Origin of the sequence: Streptomyces sp. NPDC057697 (genome assembly GCF_042799335.1) — a bacterium.
Classification (GTDB): domain Bacteria; phylum Actinomycetota; class Actinomycetes; order Streptomycetales; family Streptomycetaceae; genus Streptomyces.
Genome location: NZ_JBHVJA010000008.1, coordinates 138,361 through 155,685 on the forward strand (window position 1 = coordinate 138,361; position 17,325 = coordinate 155,685).

General features: G+C 71.4%; 12 protein-coding genes. 11 read left to right on the top strand and 1 reads right to left on the bottom strand.

All coding sequences use genetic code 11. The annotated features are described in order from the left end of the window. The first annotated feature begins 58 nt into the window (after positions 1 to 58). A complete protein-coding gene (locus ACFVFH_RS21545; protein ID WP_383771095.1) occupies positions 59 to 1,087 on the top strand; it encodes a bile acid:sodium symporter family protein in 1,029 nt (342 codons plus the stop codon). A 68-nt stretch (positions 1,088 to 1,155) separates the two neighbouring features. Here the strand turns inward: ACFVFH_RS21545 and fdhD are convergent, their stop codons facing one another. Continuing rightward, a complete protein-coding gene (fdhD, locus tag ACFVFH_RS21550; RefSeq protein WP_383771098.1) occupies positions 1,156 to 2,004 on the bottom strand; it encodes a formate dehydrogenase accessory sulfurtransferase FdhD in 849 nt (282 codons plus the stop codon). A 315-nt stretch (positions 2,005 to 2,319) separates the two neighbouring features. On the opposite strand from fdhD, the gene ACFVFH_RS21555 reads away from it, so the two are divergent. The 10 genes from ACFVFH_RS21555 to ACFVFH_RS21600 all read left to right on the top strand — a co-directional run bounded on the left by ACFVFH_RS21555 (position 2,320) and on the right by ACFVFH_RS21600 (position 17,239). Beyond that, positions 2,320 to 3,270 (top strand): beta-ketoacyl-ACP synthase III, encoded by a 951-nt coding sequence (locus ACFVFH_RS21555; protein ID WP_383771101.1) that lies wholly within the window; start codon positions 2,320 to 2,322, stop codon positions 3,268 to 3,270. Positions 3,271 to 3,339: 69 nt separating this feature from the next. After that, positions 3,340 to 4,017, top strand: coding sequence for a GntR family transcriptional regulator (locus ACFVFH_RS21560; protein ID WP_383771536.1), 678 nt, complete (start codon positions 3,340 to 3,342; stop codon positions 4,015 to 4,017). A gap of 320 nt (positions 4,018 to 4,337) precedes the next feature. Continuing rightward, positions 4,338 to 5,729, top strand: a complete 1,392-nt coding sequence (locus ACFVFH_RS21565; RefSeq protein ID WP_383771104.1) for a VWA domain-containing protein — start codon at positions 4,338 to 4,340, stop codon at positions 5,727 to 5,729. 186 nt (positions 5,730 to 5,915) lie between these two features. Continuing rightward, the gene (locus tag ACFVFH_RS21570; protein ID WP_383771107.1) at positions 5,916 to 7,097 is read left to right on the top strand and encodes an ROK family protein; all 1,182 of its coding nucleotides are present in this window, start codon (positions 5,916 to 5,918) and stop codon (positions 7,095 to 7,097) included. A gap of 119 nt (positions 7,098 to 7,216) precedes the next feature. Further along, on the top strand, positions 7,217 to 8,743 hold the full coding sequence (locus ACFVFH_RS21575; RefSeq protein ID WP_383771110.1) for a sugar ABC transporter ATP-binding protein: 1,527 nt from the start codon (positions 7,217 to 7,219) through the stop codon (positions 8,741 to 8,743). Further along, positions 8,740 to 9,783, top strand: a complete 1,044-nt coding sequence (locus tag ACFVFH_RS21580) for an ABC transporter permease (protein WP_383771113.1) — start codon at positions 8,740 to 8,742, stop codon at positions 9,781 to 9,783. The genes ACFVFH_RS21575 and ACFVFH_RS21580 overlap by 4 nt, the downstream gene beginning before the upstream one ends. 74 nt (positions 9,784 to 9,857) lie before the next feature. Further along, on the top strand, positions 9,858 to 10,895 hold the full coding sequence (locus ACFVFH_RS21585; protein WP_383771116.1) for a substrate-binding domain-containing protein: 1,038 nt from the start codon (positions 9,858 to 9,860) through the stop codon (positions 10,893 to 10,895). A gap of 73 nt (positions 10,896 to 10,968) precedes the next feature. Beyond that, positions 10,969 to 12,207, top strand: coding sequence for a Gfo/Idh/MocA family protein (locus tag ACFVFH_RS21590; protein ID WP_383771119.1), 1,239 nt, complete (start codon positions 10,969 to 10,971; stop codon positions 12,205 to 12,207). Between the two features lie 12 nt (positions 12,208 to 12,219). Continuing rightward, positions 12,220 to 13,224, top strand: a complete 1,005-nt coding sequence (locus ACFVFH_RS21595; RefSeq protein WP_383771122.1) for a sugar phosphate isomerase/epimerase family protein — start codon at positions 12,220 to 12,222, stop codon at positions 13,222 to 13,224. Between the two features lie 295 nt (positions 13,225 to 13,519). After that, on the top strand, positions 13,520 to 17,239 hold the full coding sequence (locus ACFVFH_RS21600) for a ThuA domain-containing protein (RefSeq protein WP_383771125.1): 3,720 nt from the start codon (positions 13,520 to 13,522) through the stop codon (positions 17,237 to 17,239). Positions 17,240 to 17,325 lie beyond the last annotated feature (86 nt).

The window sequence follows — 17,325 nt, forward strand, 5'->3', positions numbered from 1 at the left end:
ACCGAAGGGGAGCAGCATGGACGGCGCACGACCGGAACCGAGAGAACCCGTGGAGCCCATGAGCCGCCGCACCCTGAAACCGCCGTCCTGGCTGCCGCTCGACCCGTACATCCTGGCGCTCATCGGCACCGTCGTGCTCGCGGCGGTGCTGCCCGCCTCCGGGACCGCCGCGGAGGTGGCGGGCGGTGCCTCGACCGGGGCGGTCGCCTTCCTCTTCTTCCTGTACGGCGCCCGGCTCTCCACCGCCGAGGCGCTGGACGGCCTCCGGCACTGGCGGCTGCACCTCACCGTGCTGATCTGCACCTTCGTGGCGTTCCCGCTGCTCGGCCTGGCGGGCCGGGGGCTGGTGCCGTACGTCCTGACCCCGCAGCTGTACAGCGGTTTCCTCTTCCTCTGCCTCGTCCCGTCGACCATCCAGTCGTCGATCGCCTTCACCTCGATCGCCCGCGGCAACGTGCCCGCGGCGATCTGCGCGGGCTCCTTCTCCTCGATCGCCGGGATCTTCCTCACTCCGCTGCTCGCGGCCGCCCTGCTCGGCAACAGCGGCGGCGGGTTCTCGGCGGACGCGCTGCTCAGGATCGGGGCCCAGCTGCTGCTGCCCTTCGTCGCCGGACAACTGCTGCGCCGCTGGATCGGCGGTTTCCTCACCCGCCACAAGAAGGTCCTCGGCCTCGTCGACCGCGGATCGATCCTGCTCGTCGTCTACACGGCCTTCAGCGAAGGCATGGTCGCGGGCATCTGGCACCAGGTCACCCCGGCCCGGCTCGGGGCGCTGCTCGGCGCGGAGGCGCTGCTGCTCGCCCTGATGCTCGCGCTGACCTGGTACGGGGGCAAGCGGCTGGGCTTCGACCGGGAGGACCGGATCGCCATCCAGTTCGCCGGTTCCAAGAAGAGCCTGGCCGCCGGGCTGCCGATGGCGAGCGTGCTGTTCGGGGCGCAGGCGTCCCTCGCCGTCCTGCCGCTGATGCTCTTCCACCAGATGCAGCTGATGGTGTGCGCCGTGATCGCCAAGCGCCGTTCGCGCGACGTGCGGGACGAGGACCCGGCGGCCGGAGCGGTGGCGCGGGAGGCCGCCGCGGTGAGCTGAGCCGGGACCGGCCGAGACGAAGTCGCCCCCGCGTCGGCCGGACCCCGGTGCGGGCCGGGCGGCCGGGCTCAGCCCCGGTCGGCCGTCGTCTCCAGGGCGATCCGGTGCTCGCCCGCGTACACGTTCATCGAGGGGCCCCGGAGGAAGCCGACCAGGGTCAGTCCGGACTCGGCCGCCAGGTCGACGGCGAGGGAGGACGGCGCCGAGACCGCCGCGAGCACCGGGATCCCGGCCATCACCGCCTTCTGGGCCAATTCGAACGAGGCCCGCCCCGACACCAGCAGGATCGCCCGGGACAGCGGCAGCCGGAGGTCCGTGAGGGCCCGCCCGACCAGCTTGTCGACCGCGTTGTGCCGCCCGACGTCCTCCCGGACGTCGAGCAGCTCGCCCGTCTCGGAGAACAGCGCCGCCGCGTGCAGCCCCCCGGTCCGGTCGAAGACCCGCTGCGCGGCACGCAGCCGGTCGGGGAGGGCGGAGAGCAGGGCGGGATCCACCCGGAGCGGGGGAGCGTCGGCGACCGGATGCCGGGTCGTGGTGCGCACCGCGTCGAGGCTCGCCTTGCCGCACAGCCCGCAGGACGAGGTGGTGTACACATGGCGTTCGAGCGTGATGTCGGGGACCGGGACACCGGGGGCGAGCCGCACGTCGACCACGTTGTACGTGTTGGCGCCGTCGGCGGTCGCCCCGGCGCAGTAGACGATCGACCGCACCTCGGAGCCGTCGCCGACGACGCCCTCGCTCACCAGGAACCCGGCCGCCAGGGCGAAGTCGTCGCCGGGCGTGCGCATCGTGATGGCGAGCGGCCTGCCGTTCAGCCGGATCTCCAGGGGCTCCTCGGCGACGAGCGTGTCGGGGCGGGTGGAGACGGCTCCGTCCCGGATACGGATGGTGCGGCGACGCTCGGTGACCCGACCCATGGCGATTGAACCCGATTCTGTAGGTGATGGAAGCCGAAGCGGCCCGTGCGGCGGACACCGCCCCCGGGACACCGGACGGACGAGCGCGGGGGAGGCGGTCCGGCGATGTCATTGTCCTGCACACGCGGTGTGACGTCGCGTCAGGACGGGAGGCGATGCCGGAATACTGTCTACGAAATGCCTTCGTAACGGTCGAGCCTGTTGTCAAGCCTCCAACGGCCGGACGTTATTCCTGTGGGAACACGTGCCCCTGTACCGGTCGGTAGCGACCAAGACTGGATGGTTCCTGCCATCCGTAGCGAGGGGACCCCGTACATGACCGGCTCACGTGTCGTGGCGCTCGGCCACTATCAGCCCGCCAGAGTGCTCACCAACGACGATCTGGCGGCCATGGTCGATACCAGCGACGAGTGGATCACCAGCCGGGTCGGCATCCGGACCCGCCACATCGGCGGGCCCGGCGAGCCGGTGGACGAGATGGCCGCGTACGCGGGGGCCAAGGCGCTGGCCGGGGCGGGGCTGGAACCGGCCGGGATCGATCTGGTGCTGGTCGCCACCTCGACCGCGATCGACCGCTCGCCGAGCATGTCGGCACGCGTCGCCGCCCGGCTCGGGATGGGCTCGCCCGCGGTGATGGACATCAATGTGGTCTGCTCCGGATTCACGCACGCCCTCGCCACCGCCGACCACGCGATCCGGGCCGGGGCGGCGGAGCGCGTCCTGGTCATCGGCGCCGACAAGATGGCCGACATCGCCGACTGGACCGACCGCAGCACCTGCGTCCTGCTCGGCGACGGGGCCGGCGCGGCCGTCGTGGTCGCGGACCCGGACGACGCGGCCGGACCCGGGATCGGCCCCGTGCTGTGGGGTTCGGTACCGGAGATGGGGAACGCCGTACGGATCGAGGGGACGCCGCCGCGCTTCGCGCAGGAGGGGCAGTCCGTCTACCGCTGGGCCACCACACAGCTGCCCCCCATCGCCCGCAAGGTGTGCGAGAAGGCCGGGGTGGCGCCCGAGGACCTGGGAGCGGTGGTGCTGCACCAGGCCAATCTGCGCATCATCGAACCCGTCGCCAGGAAGATCGGCGCGGTCAACGCGGTCATCGCCCGGGACGTCGTGGACTCCGGCAACACGTCCGCGGCCTCGATCCCGATGGCCCTGTCCAAGCTGGTGGAACGCGGCGAGGTCCACCGCGGTGCGCCGGTCCTGCTCTTCGGCTTCGGCGGGAACCTCTCGTACGCGGGTCAGGTGATCCGCTGCCCCTGAGGGGGTTCCATGATCGGTAGACTGCCGACGAAAGGCACGGGGCCGCTCGTCTGCCGGGGAGGGGACGCGATGGTGTCCGCAGGGCTGCCGCAGGGCGCCGTGCCGAAGCTGGAACGGCCCGGTCCGCTGCGCGATCGCGTCTACGGGACGCTGCTCGAACTCATCACGACGCGTACGCTCCGCCCCGGTCAGCACCTGGTCGAGAGCGAGCTGGCGGGCCATCTCGGGGTGTCCCGCCAGCCGGTCCGCGAGGCCCTGCAACGGCTGAACACCGAGGGGTGGGTCGACCTCCGGCCCGCCCAGGGCGCGTTCGTGCACGAGCCCACGGAGGAGGAGGCGGACCAGCTGCTCCCGGTCCGCGCACTCCTGGAGACCGAGGCCGCGCGTCTCGCCGCGGCCCACTCCGGCCCCGAGGGCATCGCGGCCCTGGAAGAGCTCTGCGCCAGGGGCGAGCAGGCCGTCGCCGACGACGACGCGGACCTGGCGGTCACCGTCGGCGCGGCCTTCCACGCCAAGGTCATGGAGCTCGCGGGCAACGCCGTCCTCGGTGAGCTCGCCACCCAGGTGAACCGCCGGGCCCGCTGGTACTCCACCCCGGCGGCCCGTCGGCGCGGTGCCCGGTCCTGGATCGAGCACCGCTCACTGATCGCGGCGATCGCCGCGCGCGACGGGGAGCGGGCCTCGGAGGTCATGCGCTCCCACTTGGAGCACACGCGCACCACAGACGCGCGGCAGGAGCACGGCTAGGCCGTGTATCGAACGCGGCGCCGTCCCTCTGCCCGGAGGGCGGGTCCGGCGGTGTCCGGCGCGCGCGATCGCGAGACGGAGGGTCGCCCCGCCAGGGACGTACCGGGGTGGTCCCGACGACGCGGCGAGCGTACGCGGCGGAGACCGCCGGGCGGACGGGGCTTCCGGTGCACGCCCCGGGGCCCCGCGTCCGGTATCGGGCCGGGCTCGCGTGCTCCGGTGCCGTCCCTCGCCGCGTGGTCGTCCGTCACCGCCCCCGGCCGGGAGGCTGTGGGTGCCGTCGCCGCCGGTCCGGCCGGGCGGCGGGCAGACTTGCGGGTGTGACGACACTGAGCAAAGGCGCCAACATACCTCTCGCGGTCTCCGCGGTCCGGGCCGTACTCGACTGGTCGGCAGGGGCCGGTGTACCGGACGTGGATGCCTCCGCACTGCTGCTGACCCGCGGCGGACGGGTGCGGTCCGACGACGACTTCGTCTTCTACAACCAGCCCCGGCATGCTTCGGGCGCCGTGCGCCACCTCGGCAAACGACCCGGCAGCGACTCGCTGGAGGTCCGGCTGGGCGAGCTGGGAGCGGACATCGAGCGCGTCGCGCTCTGCGCGTCCGCCGACGGCGGCACCTTCGGCCGGGTGCCGGGGCTCCGTCTGCGGCTGCTCGACCCGGACTCCGGCGCCGAACTGGCCCGCTTCGACATCGCCGCCGCGACGGAGACCGCGCTGATCGGCGGGGAGCTCTACCGCCGCGACGGCGGCTGGAAGTTCCGGGCGGTCGGCCAGGGCTACGCGAGCGGGCTGGCGGGGCTGGCGACCGACTTCGGGATCAGCGTCGACGAGGAACAGCCCGCGGCCGGGCCCGACTCCCGGGCCGGGGCGCCCCCGTACCCCGCCCGCGCACCGGAGTTCCCCGCCCCCGAGCCGACGCCCGCCGGGAAAGAGCCCCGCCCCCGGCTCACCAAGGGCGAGGAGAACCTGCCCGTGGAGATGCGTGAGCGGCTGTCGCTGCGCAAGCGGCAGGTCCTGGTCAGCCTCGGCAAGCACGGTGTGCCGGAGCTGCGCGCACGCGTCGTGCTCGTCCTGGACGCGTCGGGTTCGATGGCCGGTCTCTATCGGCGGGGCACGGTGGCGGGGGTCGTCGAGCGGATGGTGGCCGTCGCGGCCCAGCTCGACGACGACGGCGAGATGCAGGCGTGGACGTTCGCCGGCAACCCGGCCCGGCTGCCCGACCTCGCCGTCGGTGATCTGCCCGAGTGGCTCGGGCTGCACGTACGCGTGGGGCAGATGTTCGGCTTCGGGCGCAGGAAGCCGCCCAAGGGGCTGCTCCCCGGCCAGATCGACATGCGTACGGTCGGCATCCAGAACGAGGAGCAGAAGGTCATCGCCGAGGTGCGGGCCTTCGTACGGGACCATCCGGTGCCCGATCCGACGCTGGTCCTCTTCTTCTCGGACGGTGGTGTGTACCGCGACAAGGAGATCGAGTCGGAGCTGCGGGCGGCCGCCGACGAACCGGTGTTCTGGCAGTTCGTCGGGCTGGGCAGTTCCAGGTACGGCGTGCTGGAACGCTTTGACACCCTGCCCGGCCGCCGGGTCGACAACGTCGGATTCTTCGCCGTCGACGACATCGAGCAGGTCTCCGACCAGGAGCTGTACGACAGGGTGCTGTCGGAGTTCCCGTCCTGGCTGCGGGCCGCCCGGCAGGCCGGAATCCAGCGCTGAGACGCCCGGCCCGCGCCGGATGTCCGGGCCCCGGACGGTGGGGCGGCCGTACGTCTTTGTCCTCGGTGTGGAGAAAGTTGTGGTGGATTCCTGCGCAACTTCTTCCCACTCCCGGCAACCGCTGCTACGTTCCCCTCGAAAGCCCGACGTACAGGCCGATGTGGCGGGGAGGGGCGCGTGAGACGTATGACGGCACGACCCGCGAATGCGCATCAGGCGCGACTGCTCCGGCTGTTGCGTGACGGCGGGCCCAACTCACGGGCACAGCTGGGGGATCAGGTCGATCTCTCCCGCTCCAAGCTCGCCGTCGAGGTCGACAGACTGCTGGAGACCGGGCTCGTGGTGGCCGACGGACTCGCCGCCTCCCGCGGCGGGCGCCGCTCGCACAACATCCGGCTCGCACCGCAACTGCGCTTCCTCGGCGTCGACATCGGCGCCACCTCCGTCGACGTGGCCGTCACCAACGCCGAGTTGGAGGTCCTGGGACACCTCAACCACCCGATGGACGTGCGCGAAGGGCCCGTCGCCATCTTCGAGCAGGTGCTGTCCATGGCGGCCAAGCTCCGCGCCTCGGGGCTCGCGGAGGGCTTCGACGGCGCGGGCATCGGCGTACCCGGACCCGTCCGCTTCCCCGAAGGCGTACCGGTCGCACCGCCGATCATGCCCGGCTGGGACGGCTTCCCGGTCCGCGAGGCGCTCAGCCAGGAACTGGGCTGCCCCGTCATGGTCGACAACGATGTGAACCTGATGGCGATGGGGGAGCAGCACGCGGGCGTCGCGCGTTCCGTCGGTGACTTCCTCTGCGTCAAGATCGGCACCGGCATCGGCTGCGGCATCGTCGTCGGCGGCGAGGTCCACCGGGGTACGACCGGCAGCGCCGGGGACATCGGCCACATCCAGGTGGAACCCGGAGGCCGGGCCTGCGCCTGCGGCAACCGGGGCTGTCTGGAGGCCCACTTCAGCGGTGCCGCGCTCGCCCGCGACGCGGAGGACGCGGCACGCTCCGGGCGGTCCGCGGAGCTGGCCGGCCGGCTCGACGCCGCCGGGCGGCTCACCGCCGCCGACGTGGCGGCCGCCGCTGCCGCCGGCGACGCCGTCTCGCTCGACCTCATCCGCGAGGGCGGCAACCGGGTCGGCCAGGTCATCGCCGGACTCGTCAGCTTCTTCAACCCCGGCCTGGTGGTGATCGGCGGCGGTGTGACCGGTCTCGGGCACACCCTCCTCGCCAGTGTCCGGACCCAGGTCTACCGCCAGTCGCTGCCGCTGGCCACCGGCAACCTCCCCATCGTGCTGGGCGAGCTGGGACCGGCCGCCGGAGTGATCGGCGCCGCCCGGCTCATCAGCGACCACCTCTTCTCGCCGGCCTGACCCCGGGCCGACAGCACACCGGCGCACCCCGGTCGCACGGGGAGCGCCGGGAACACCGCACCACCGCTCCTGGTACAGCCCTGCCCGCTCACCGGCCCCATTCGCCGAGGGGATTCGTCATGGCACCAGAACCACCCCTGCTCACCATGTCCGGCATCACCAAGTCATTCCCCGGAGTGCGCGCCCTGGACGGCGTGGACCTGGAGGTCCAGGCCGGCGAAGTCCACTGTCTCCTCGGGCAGAACGGCGCCGGGAAGTCCACCCTCATCAAGGTGCTCGCCGGGGCCCACCAGCCCGACGACGGCGAGATCACCTGGCGCGGCGCACCGGTCGCGCTGAGGTCACCGATCGCCGCCATGCGCCTGGGCATCGCCACCATCTACCAGGAACTGGACCTGGTCGAGGGCCTGTCGGTCGCCGAGAACATCTTCCTCGGCCATGAACCCACCACCGCCCGCTTCGTCGTCCGCACCCGCGAGGGCCGCACGGCCGCCGGGGCACTGCTGAAGCGGCTCGGCCATCCGGAGATCGACCCGGCCAGCCCGGTCGGCGCGCTGTCCGCCGCCCAGCAGCAGATCGTCTCCATGGCGCGGGCGCTCTCGCACGACGTACGGCTCATCGTCATGGACGAGCCGTCCGCCGCGCTCGACCCGGACGAGGTCGACAACCTCTTCCGTATCGTCGCCGCACTCACCGCCGACGGGGTCGCCGTGGTCTACATCTCGCACCGCCTGGAGGAGATCCGCCGGATCGGCGACCGGGTGACGGTGCTCAAGGACGGCCGGGCGGTGGCCGGGGGGCTGCCCGCCGAGTCCACACCGACACACGACATCGTTGCCATGATGACCGGCCGCAAGGTCGAGTACGTCTTCCCGCCCCGCCCCGCGAACCCTCCCGGAGCGGCTGCGACGGAGCCCGTCCTGATGGTCGAAGGGCTGACCAGGAAGGGTGAATTCGCCCCGGTGGACCTGGAGTTGAGGCCGGGCGAGATCGTGGGTCTGGCCGGGCTCGTCGGCTCGGGCCGCTCCGAGATCCTGGAGACCGTCTACGGTGCCCGCAGGCCCACCGCCGGACGGGTCACGGTGGCAGGAAGGCAGCTGAGGCCGGGCAGCGTCCGCGCGGCCGTCGCCGCGGGCATCGGCCTCGCCCCCGAGGAACGCAAGGCGCAGGCCCTGCTGATGCTCGAATCCGTCACCCGCAACGTCTCCGTCTCCTCGATGTCCCGTTTCTCCAGGGCCGGCTGGATCGACCGCGCGGCCGAACGACGGGCGGCCCGCGAGGCCACCCGCGAACTCTCGCTGCGCCCCGACAACCCGGACACCCCCGTCCGCACGCTCTCCGGCGGCAACCAGCAGAAGGCGGTCCTGGCCCGCTGGCTGCTGCGCGGCTGCCGGGTCCTGCTGCTCGACGAACCGACCCGCGGTGTCGACGTCGGCGCCCGCGCCGAGCTGTACGCCGTGATCCGCCGGCTGGCCGACGAAGGCCTCGCCGTCCTGCTCGTCTCCAGCGAGGTGCCCGAAGTGCTGGGCCTCGCCGACCGGGTGCTGGTGCTCCGCGAGGGCCGCGTCGTGCATACGGCGGACGCCCGGGAGCTCGACGAGCACCGCGTACTCGACCTAGTGATGGAAGGGAGCCCGACGTCATGACGCAGCCCGTCTCCTCGGCGCAGCAGGGCGGGCCGGACACCGGCGCCGCCCCGGTCCCCGGACCCCGGACGAAGGACGCACCCGCGCGCGGCCGGGGCCCGCGCGTGGACGTCCGCAACCTCTCGCTCATCGGCGTCCTCGCCGTACTGATCGCCGTCGGAGGCATCACCGAGCCCGACGCCTTCCTGGACACCGGAAACCTCCAGCTGATCCTGACGCAGGCCTCCGTCATCGGTGTCGTCACCGTCGGGATGACCTTCGTGATCACCAGCGGCGGCATCGACCTGTCGGTGGGTGCGATGGTCGCGCTCGCCTCCGTGTGGGCGACCACGGTCGCCACCCAGGAGTACGGCTTCGCGGGCATCCTGTTCACCGCGGTCGTCGTCGGACTCGCCACCGGGCTGGTCAACGGGCTGCTGGTCGCGTACGGGCGGATGGTGCCGTTCATCGCGACGCTGGCCATGCTCGCCTCGGCCCGCGGCCTGGCGCTCCAGATCACCGACGGCAAGACCCAGATCGTCACCGTCGCGTCGGTCCTGGACCTGGGGCTGCCCGGCTCCTACGTCCTCGGCATCCCGCCCCTGGTGATGATGTTCGCGGCGGTCACCGTCATCGGCTGGCTGGTGCTGAACCGTACGACCTTCGGACGGCGCACGGTCGCGGTCGGCGGCAACGCGGAGGCCGCCCGGCTGGCCGGGATCGACGTACGGCGCCAGCGGCTCTTCCTCTATCTGCTCTCCGGGCTGTGCTGCGGCATCGCCGCCTTCATGCTGATCGTGCTGTCCGGCTCGGGCCAGAACACCAACGGCAACCTGTACGAACTCGACGCCATCGCGGCGGCGATCATCGGCGGCACCCTGCTCAGCGGCGGCCGCGGCACCATCGTCGGCTCCGTGCTCGGCGTCCTGGTCTTCACCACCATCACCAACATCTTCGCGCTCAACAACCTGCAGAGCGACGTCCAGCAGATCGCCAAGGGCGCGATCATCGTCGCCGCCGTCCTCGTCCAGCGCCGCACATCGGCGCACGGGGAGACCTGACGCCCCGCCTCCCACCCCACCGCCCCGTTCGCCCCATGTGACATGTCACGCACCGGATGAAGGGTTCGACAGCCATGCCAGAAACCAGCCGCAGACGACTGCTCTTCGGCACCGCGGCCGTCTCCGCGGGTGCCCTCCTCACCGCCTGCACCAGCAACGACCCCAAGACCGAGGACACCGCCAAGAGCACCGGAACCACCGCCGACAACAAGCCCGGCAAGCCCGTCACCATCGGCTTCGCGGGCCCGCAGGCCGACCACGGCTGGCTCAACGCCATCAACGAGAACGCCAAGTCGCGCGCGGCCACGTACTCCGAGGTGACACTGGAGACCACCGAGGGCTCCAACGACACCGCCGCCCAGATCGGCCAGGTCAAGACCCTCATCAACAAGAAGGTCGACGTCCTCGTCATCCTCCCGGCCGACGGCAAGGCGCTCACCCAGGTCGGCCTGGAGGCCATGCGGGCCGGCATCCCGGTCGTCAACCTGGACCGGGTCTTCGCCTCCCCGCAGGCCTACCGCTGCTGGGTCGGCGGCGACAACTACGGCATGGGCCTCAACGCCGGTACGTACATCGGCGAGCAGCTCAAGGGCAAGGCGGGCGCCAAGGTCGTCGAGCTGGCGGGGATCGACAACCTGGAGCTGACCAAGCAGCGCAGCCAGGGCTTCGCCGACGCGCTGAAGAACTACTCCAACATCGAGCTGGTGGCCCGTCAGGCCGCCGACTTCACCGTCGAGTCGGGCCAGGCCAAGATGGCACAGCTCCTCCAGGCGCAGAAGAGGATCGACGCCGTGTGGAACCACGACGACGACCAGGGCGTCGGCGCGCTGCGCGCCGTCCAGCAGGCGGGCCGGGACGAGTTCCTGATGGTCGGCGGCGCCGGGGCCAAGTCCGCGATGGACGCCATCAAGGCGGACAACAGCGTGCTGAAGGCCACCGTCCTCTACCCGCCGACGATGGCCGCGTCCGCCATCGACCTGGCCCGCGCGCTGGCCCAGGGCAAGGGCGTCGGCGGCCTGGCCGAGCTGGAGATCCCGACCAGCCTCACCCTCTACTCGGCGGTGGTCACCAAGGAGAACATCGACCAGTACCTGCCGACGGGCTTCAACTGATCCACCCCGCGGGAAGGCGTTGACCGGCCTTCCCGCCGCACCCATCGAACGACCGACGAGGGAGGAAGCCCGGATGGCCCGCAGGGAAGAGACGGATCGGGAGGCCGCAGCGCCGCCGACGCACCGGCCGACGACGAGCGTGCCGGTGCTCGGGGTCGGCATGGTCGGATACGCGTTCATGGGAGCCGCCCACTCACAGGGCTGGCGCACCGCGGGACGCGTCTTCGACCTGCCGATGAGACCGGCTCTCGCCGCGGTCTGCGGACGGGACCGGGCGGCGGTCGACGGGGCGGCCGCCCGCCTCGGCTGGGCGGCGGCGGAGACCGACTGGCGCGCCCTCATCGCCCGGGACGACGTGCAGCTCGTCGACATCTGCACCCCGGGCGACAGCCACGCCGAGATCGCCATCGCCGCCCTGGAGGCGGGCAAGCACGTGCTGTGCGAGAAGCCGCTCGCCAACACGGTCGCCGAGGCCGAGGCGATGACGGAGGCCGCGGCGCGCGCGGCGGAGCGCGGCCAGGTCGCGATGGTGGGCTTCAACTACCGCAGGGTGCCCGCGATCGCCCATGCCCGGCAGCTGATCGCGGAGGGGCGCCTCGGCCCCCTGCGGCACGTCCGCGCCGCCTATCTCCAGGACTGGCTCGTGGACCCCGAGTCGCCGCTCACCTGGCGGCTGGAGCGGGAACGCGCGGGCTCGGGCGCGCTCGGCGACCTGGGCGCGCACATCGTCGACCTGGCCCAGTATCTGGCGGGGGAGCCGCTGGTCGGGGTGTCGGCGGTCAGCGAGACCTTCGTACGCGAACGGCCCCGGCTCGCGGGCCCGTCGGCCGGGCTCTCCGGCGCGGGGGACATGGGCGCGAGAGGGGCGGTGACCGTCGACGACGCGGCACTGTTCACCGGCCGCCTCGCCTCCGGCGCGCTGGCCTCGTTCGAGGCGACCCGGATGGCGGCCGGACGGAAGAACGCGCTGCGTCTGGAGATCAACGGGGAGCGCGGATCGCTCGCCTTCGACCTGGAACGGCTCAACGAGCTGTCCTTCCACGACCACACCGAGCCCGCGGCCACCGCCGGGTTCCGGCGCGTACTCGTCACCGAACCCCAGCATCCCTATCTGGAGGCCTGGTGGCCGCCGGGCCACGCCCTCGGCTACGAGCACACCTTCGTCCACCAGGCCCGCGACCTGGTCCACGCCATCGCCGAAGGGACCGCCCCCGCACCGTCGTTCGCCGACGGGCTCCAGGTGCAGCGGGTACTGGCCGCGGTGGAGGAGAGCGCCGAGAAGAACTCCGTACACACCCCCGTGGTTCTCTAGGAGGTCCCGCCCATGCCCCGTCCCTTCACACTCTTCACCGGCCAGTGGGCCGATCTGCCGCTGGAGGAGGTCTGCCGCCTCGCCCGGGACTTCGGCTACGACGGTCTCGAACTCGCCTGCTGGGGCGACCACTTCGAGGTGGACAAGGCGCTGGCCGACCCCGGCTATCTGGACGGCCGGCGGCAGTTGCTGGACAGGTACGGACTGAAGTGCTGGGCGATCTCCAACCATCTGGTCGGCCAGGCCGTCTGCGACGACCCGATCGACGAGCGGCACCAGGGGATCCTGCCCGCGCGGATCTGGGGGGACGGCGAGCCCGAGGGGGTCCGGCGCCGGGCCGCCGAGGAGCTCAAGGACACCGCCCGCGCCGCCGCCGCCTTCGGGGTGCGCACCGTCATCGGTTTCACCGGCTCCTCGATCTGGCACCTGGTCGCGATGTTCCCCCCGGTCCCGCCGCACATGATCGAGCGGGGCTACGAGGACTTCGCCGAACGCTGGAATCCGATCCTGGACGTCTTCGACGCGGAGGGCGTGCGGTTCGCCCACGAGGTGCACCCCAGCGAGATCGCGTACGACTACTGGACCACGCACCGCGCGCTGGAGGCGGTGGGCCGCCGGGAGGCCTTCGGGCTGAACTTCGACCCGAGCCACTTCGTCTGGCAGGACCTGGACCCGGTCAACTTCCTCTACGACTTCCGGGACCGGATCTACCACGTGGACTGCAAGGAGGCGCGCAAGCGGCTCGACGGCCGCAACGGCCGGCTCGGTTCCCATCTGGCCTGGGGCGATCCGCGGCGCGGCTGGGACTTCGTCTCGGCCGGTCACGGCGATGTGCCCTGGGAGGACGTCTTCCGGATGCTCCGCTCCATCGGCTACGACGGGCCGGTCTCGGTGGAGTGGGAGGACGCGGGGATGGACCGGCTGGCCGGTGCGCCGGAGGCGCTCGCCACGCTGAAGCGGTACGACTTCGAGCCGCCGTCGGCGTCGTTCGACGCGGCGTTCGGGGGCGGGGACTGACGGCCTCCCGCCGGGAACGGGGCGTCCGGTCCGGGCCGGGGCGGCGAGCCGGGTGGCCGCCCCGCGCCCGCCCCTGCCCACGCCCCGCTTTGTCCTGACGCAGGAAAAAGTTCGACCGGACCGGTGCGCAAGGTCTTTCCGTCCCGGACGAACAGGTCTACGGTCCAAATCGTGTACATGACATGACCCGGGTCGCCGGTGTCCCACACACCCCGGACGACCCGCGCGGCAGTCCCCGCGCAGCACGGCACGGCAGCACCCCGCCCGTACAACCGGCACTCTCCGGAGGACACTCGTGCACAGAACACCGACCGGAAACAGAAGCAGAACACGGCTCCGCGTCCGCAAATCCCTCGCACTGCTCACCGGCGGCCTGCTCGCCGCGGCCACCCTGGCCCTGGGCGCCACGCCCGGAGCGGCGGCCGGGCCGCCCTCACCGGCCGCCACCGACGCCGCCGCCGAGGAATTCCAGCAGGTCACCCTCGCCAAGGGGGTGGCCGAGACCGGCGAGCCCATGACCCTGGCGGTGCTCCCCGACCGCAGCGTCCTGCACACCGCGCGCGGCGGCGAGCTGTGGCTCACCGACAGCGGTGGCGACACCACCCTCGCCGGTGTCCTCCCCGTCTACTCCCACGACGAGGAGGGCCTCCAGGGCGTCGGCGTCGACCCGGACTTCAGCAAGAACCGGGCGATCTACCTCTACTACGCGCCCCCGCTGGACACCCCGTCCGGCGACGCCCCCGAGAACGGCACCGCCGCCGACTTCGCCCCGTTCGACGGAGTCAACCGGCTCTCGCGCTTCGTCCTCAAGGAGGACGGCACGCTCGACACCGCCAGCGAGAAGAAGGTCCTCGACATCCCGACCTCGCGCGGCATCTGCTGCCACGTCGGCGGCGACATCGACTTCGACGCGCAGGGCAACCTGTACCTGTCGACCGGCGACGACTCCAACCCGTTCGCCTCCGACGGCTACACCCCGATCGACGACCGGGCCGACCGCAACCCCGCGTTCGACGCCCGCCGCACCTCGGGCAACACCAACGACCTGCGCGGCAAGATCCTCCGCATCAAGGTCGCCGACGACGGCTCGTACACCGTCCCCGAGGGCAACCTCTTCGCCCCGGGCACGGACAGGACCCGTCCCGAGATCTACGCGATGGGCTTCCGCAACCCCTTCCGCTTCACCGTCGACAAGCCCACCGGCATCGTGTACGTCGGTGACTACGGGCCCGACGCCGGTGCGGCCGACCCCCAGCGCGGACCCGGCGGCCAGGTCGAGTTCGCCCGTGTCACCGAGGCCGGGAACTTCGGCTGGCCGTTCTGCACCGGCAAGAACGACCCCTTCGTCGACTACGACTTCGCCACCAAGACCTCCGGCGAGACCTTCGACTGCGCGGCGCCCAAGAACACCTCCCGGTACAACACCGGACTGGTCGACCTGCCGCCGGCCCAGCCCGCCTGGATCCCCTACGACGGCGGATCCGTGCCCGAGTTCGGCAGCGGCTCCGAGTCCCCGATGGGCGGACCCGTCTACCACTACGACGCCGACCTCGACTCGCCGGTGAAATTCCCCGAGGCCTACGACGGCAACTTCTTCGCCGGGGAGTTCGGCCGGCGCTGGATCAAGCGCATCGACCAGGACACCGACGGCACGGTGAAGTCCATCAACGCCTTCCCCTGGTCGGGCACCCAGGTGATGGACATGACGTTCGGCCCCGACGGCGCGCTGTACGTCCTGGACTACGGCACCGGCTACTTCGGCGGCGACCAGAACTCGGCGCTCTACCGTATCGAGAACGCCACCGGCGGACGCTCCCCGATCGCCGAGGCGAGCGCCAACAAGACCTCCGGCACCGCCCCCCTCAAGGTCGCCTTCTCCTCGGCCGGGACCACCGACGCCGACGGCGACACGCTCGCCTACAGCTGGGACTTCGGTGACGGCGGCACATCGACCGCCGCCAACCCCACGTACACGTACAAGAAGAACGGCACCTACACCGCCACCGTCACCGCCACGGACCCCACCGGCCGCAAGGGCTCGGCCAACGTCCATGTGACGGTCGGCAACACCGCACCGGTGGTGAAGCTGGAACTCCCCGGTGACGGGCAGCTGTTCTCCTTCGGCGACGACGTGCCCTTCAAGGTGACCGTCACCGACCCCGAGGACGGCACCATCGACTGCTCGAAGATCGAGGTCCGCTTCATCCTCGGGCACGACAGCCACGGCCACCCCATCACCTCGGCACACGGCTGCACCGGCACCATCAAGACCGAGATGGACGGCGGACACGACCCCAACGCCAACATCTTCGGCGTCATCGACGCCTCCTACACGGACGGCGGGGGAGGCGGCCAGGCCGCCCTGACCGGCCATGACCAGGCCGAACTCCAGCCGCGCCACCGCCAGGCCGAGCACTACAGCGACTCCCACGGCGTCGGCCCGCAGAACAAGGCGACCGCCCACGGCGGCAAGACGGTCGGCGACATCCACAACGACGACTGGATCTCCTTCAAGCCGTACCTCCTCACCGGCTCCACCAAGCTGACCGCCCGGATCTCCTCCGGCGGCGCCGGGGGCTTCCTCGAAGTACGGACCGGCTCGCCGACCGGCAAGATCCTCGGCTCCGCACCCGTCCCGGTGACCGGCGCCTGGGACAACTTCCAGGACATCGACGTACCGCTGCGCGGCGTCCCGAAGAAGTCCACCGAACTCTTCCTGGTCTTCAAGGGAGGCGCCGGGGCGCTCTACGACATCGACGACTTCGAACTCTCCGACAGCCCCCCGGACAAGACCGCCAAGCGGGTCCTGGTCTTCTCCAAGACCGCGGGCTTCCGCCACGACGCGATCCCCGAGGGCATCGCCGCACTCAAGGAACTCGGCAAGAACAGCAACATCACCGTCGACGCCACGGAGACGGCCGGCCAGTTCACCACCAGCAACCTGGCCCGCTACGACGCCGTCGTCTTCCTCTCGACGACCGGTGACGTGCTCGACGCCTCCCAGCAGAAGGCCTTCGAGAACTACGTGGCCACCGGCGGCGGCTACATGGGCGTCCACGCGGCGGCGGACACCGAGTACGACTGGGCGTTCTACGGCGGACTCGTCGGGGCGTACTTCTCCTCGCACCCCGCCGTCCAGCCCGCCACCGTCCGCGTCGAGGACCACAAGCATCCGGCCACCGCGGACCTCGGCGACGAATGGAACCGCACCGACGAGTGGTACAACTACCGCACGAACCCGCGGGACCAGGCCAAGGTCCTCGCCACACTCGACGAGACGACCTACACCGGCGGCACGATGAAGGGCGACCACCCCATCACCTGGTGCCAGACCTACCAGGGCGGCCGCTCCTTCTACACCGGCCTCGGTCACACCAAGGAGTCCTACGCCGAACCGGACTTCCGCAAGCTGCTCCTCGGCGGCATGCGGTACGCGGCCGGCCAGGTGAAGGCCGACTGCAAGCCCGACACCGGCTACCGCTCGATCTTCAACGGCAAGACGCTCGAAGGCTGGAAGCAGGCGGGCCCGGGGAAGTTCGACGTCGTCGACGGTGAACTCCGCTCCCAGGGCGGCATGGGCCTGCTGACCTACCAGGCCAAGGAGCTGGGGTCCTACTCGCTCAAGCTCGACTGGAAGATGCAGGGCGACGACAACTCCGGCGTCTTCGTCGGGTTCCCGGAGTCCGACGACCCCTGGTCCGCGGTGAACAACGGCTACGAGGTCCAGATCGACGCCAGCGACGCGCCCGACCGCACCACCGGTTCGATCTACACCTTCAAGGCCGCGAACACCAAGGCCCGTGACCAGGTGCTGCGCCCGCCGGGCCAGTGGAACAGCTACGAGATCAAGGTCCAGGGCGAACGTCTCCGGGTCTTCCTCAACGGAGTGAAGATCAACGACTTCACCAACACCGATCCGGTACGGAGCCTGAAGAACGGCTACATCGGCCTTCAGAACCACAGTGCCGACGACCATGTGTCCTTCCGCAACATCCAGCTGAAGGAACTGCCCTAGCGTCTTCCGTCCGCACCGGACCGGACCGGATCAGGGACCGGGGCACGCGAGCCCGGCACGGTCCGGACGTGAGGTCCGAGGGTCCA

Excerpts from the sequence above, each read along its gene's own strand:
- ACFVFH_RS21545 (WP_383771095.1), top strand. The coding sequence starts at position 59 with ATGAGCCGCCGCACCCTGAAACCGCCGTCCTGGCTGCCGCTCGACCCG.
- fdhD (WP_383771098.1), bottom strand. The coding sequence starts at position 2,004 with ATGGGTCGGGTCACCGAGCGTCGCCGCACCATCCGTATCCGGGACGGA.
- ACFVFH_RS21555 (WP_383771101.1), top strand. The coding sequence starts at position 2,320 with ATGACCGGCTCACGTGTCGTGGCGCTCGGCCACTATCAGCCCGCCAGA.
- ACFVFH_RS21560 (WP_383771536.1), top strand. The coding sequence starts at position 3,340 with ATGGTGTCCGCAGGGCTGCCGCAGGGCGCCGTGCCGAAGCTGGAACGG.
- ACFVFH_RS21570 (WP_383771107.1), top strand. The coding sequence starts at position 5,916 with ATGACGGCACGACCCGCGAATGCGCATCAGGCGCGACTGCTCCGGCTG.
- ACFVFH_RS21575 (WP_383771110.1), top strand. The coding sequence starts at position 7,217 with ATGGCACCAGAACCACCCCTGCTCACCATGTCCGGCATCACCAAGTCA.
- ACFVFH_RS21580 (WP_383771113.1), top strand. The coding sequence starts at position 8,740 with ATGACGCAGCCCGTCTCCTCGGCGCAGCAGGGCGGGCCGGACACCGGC.
- ACFVFH_RS21585 (WP_383771116.1), top strand. The coding sequence starts at position 9,858 with ATGCCAGAAACCAGCCGCAGACGACTGCTCTTCGGCACCGCGGCCGTC.
- ACFVFH_RS21590 (WP_383771119.1), top strand. The coding sequence starts at position 10,969 with ATGGCCCGCAGGGAAGAGACGGATCGGGAGGCCGCAGCGCCGCCGACG.
- ACFVFH_RS21595 (WP_383771122.1), top strand. The coding sequence starts at position 12,220 with ATGCCCCGTCCCTTCACACTCTTCACCGGCCAGTGGGCCGATCTGCCG.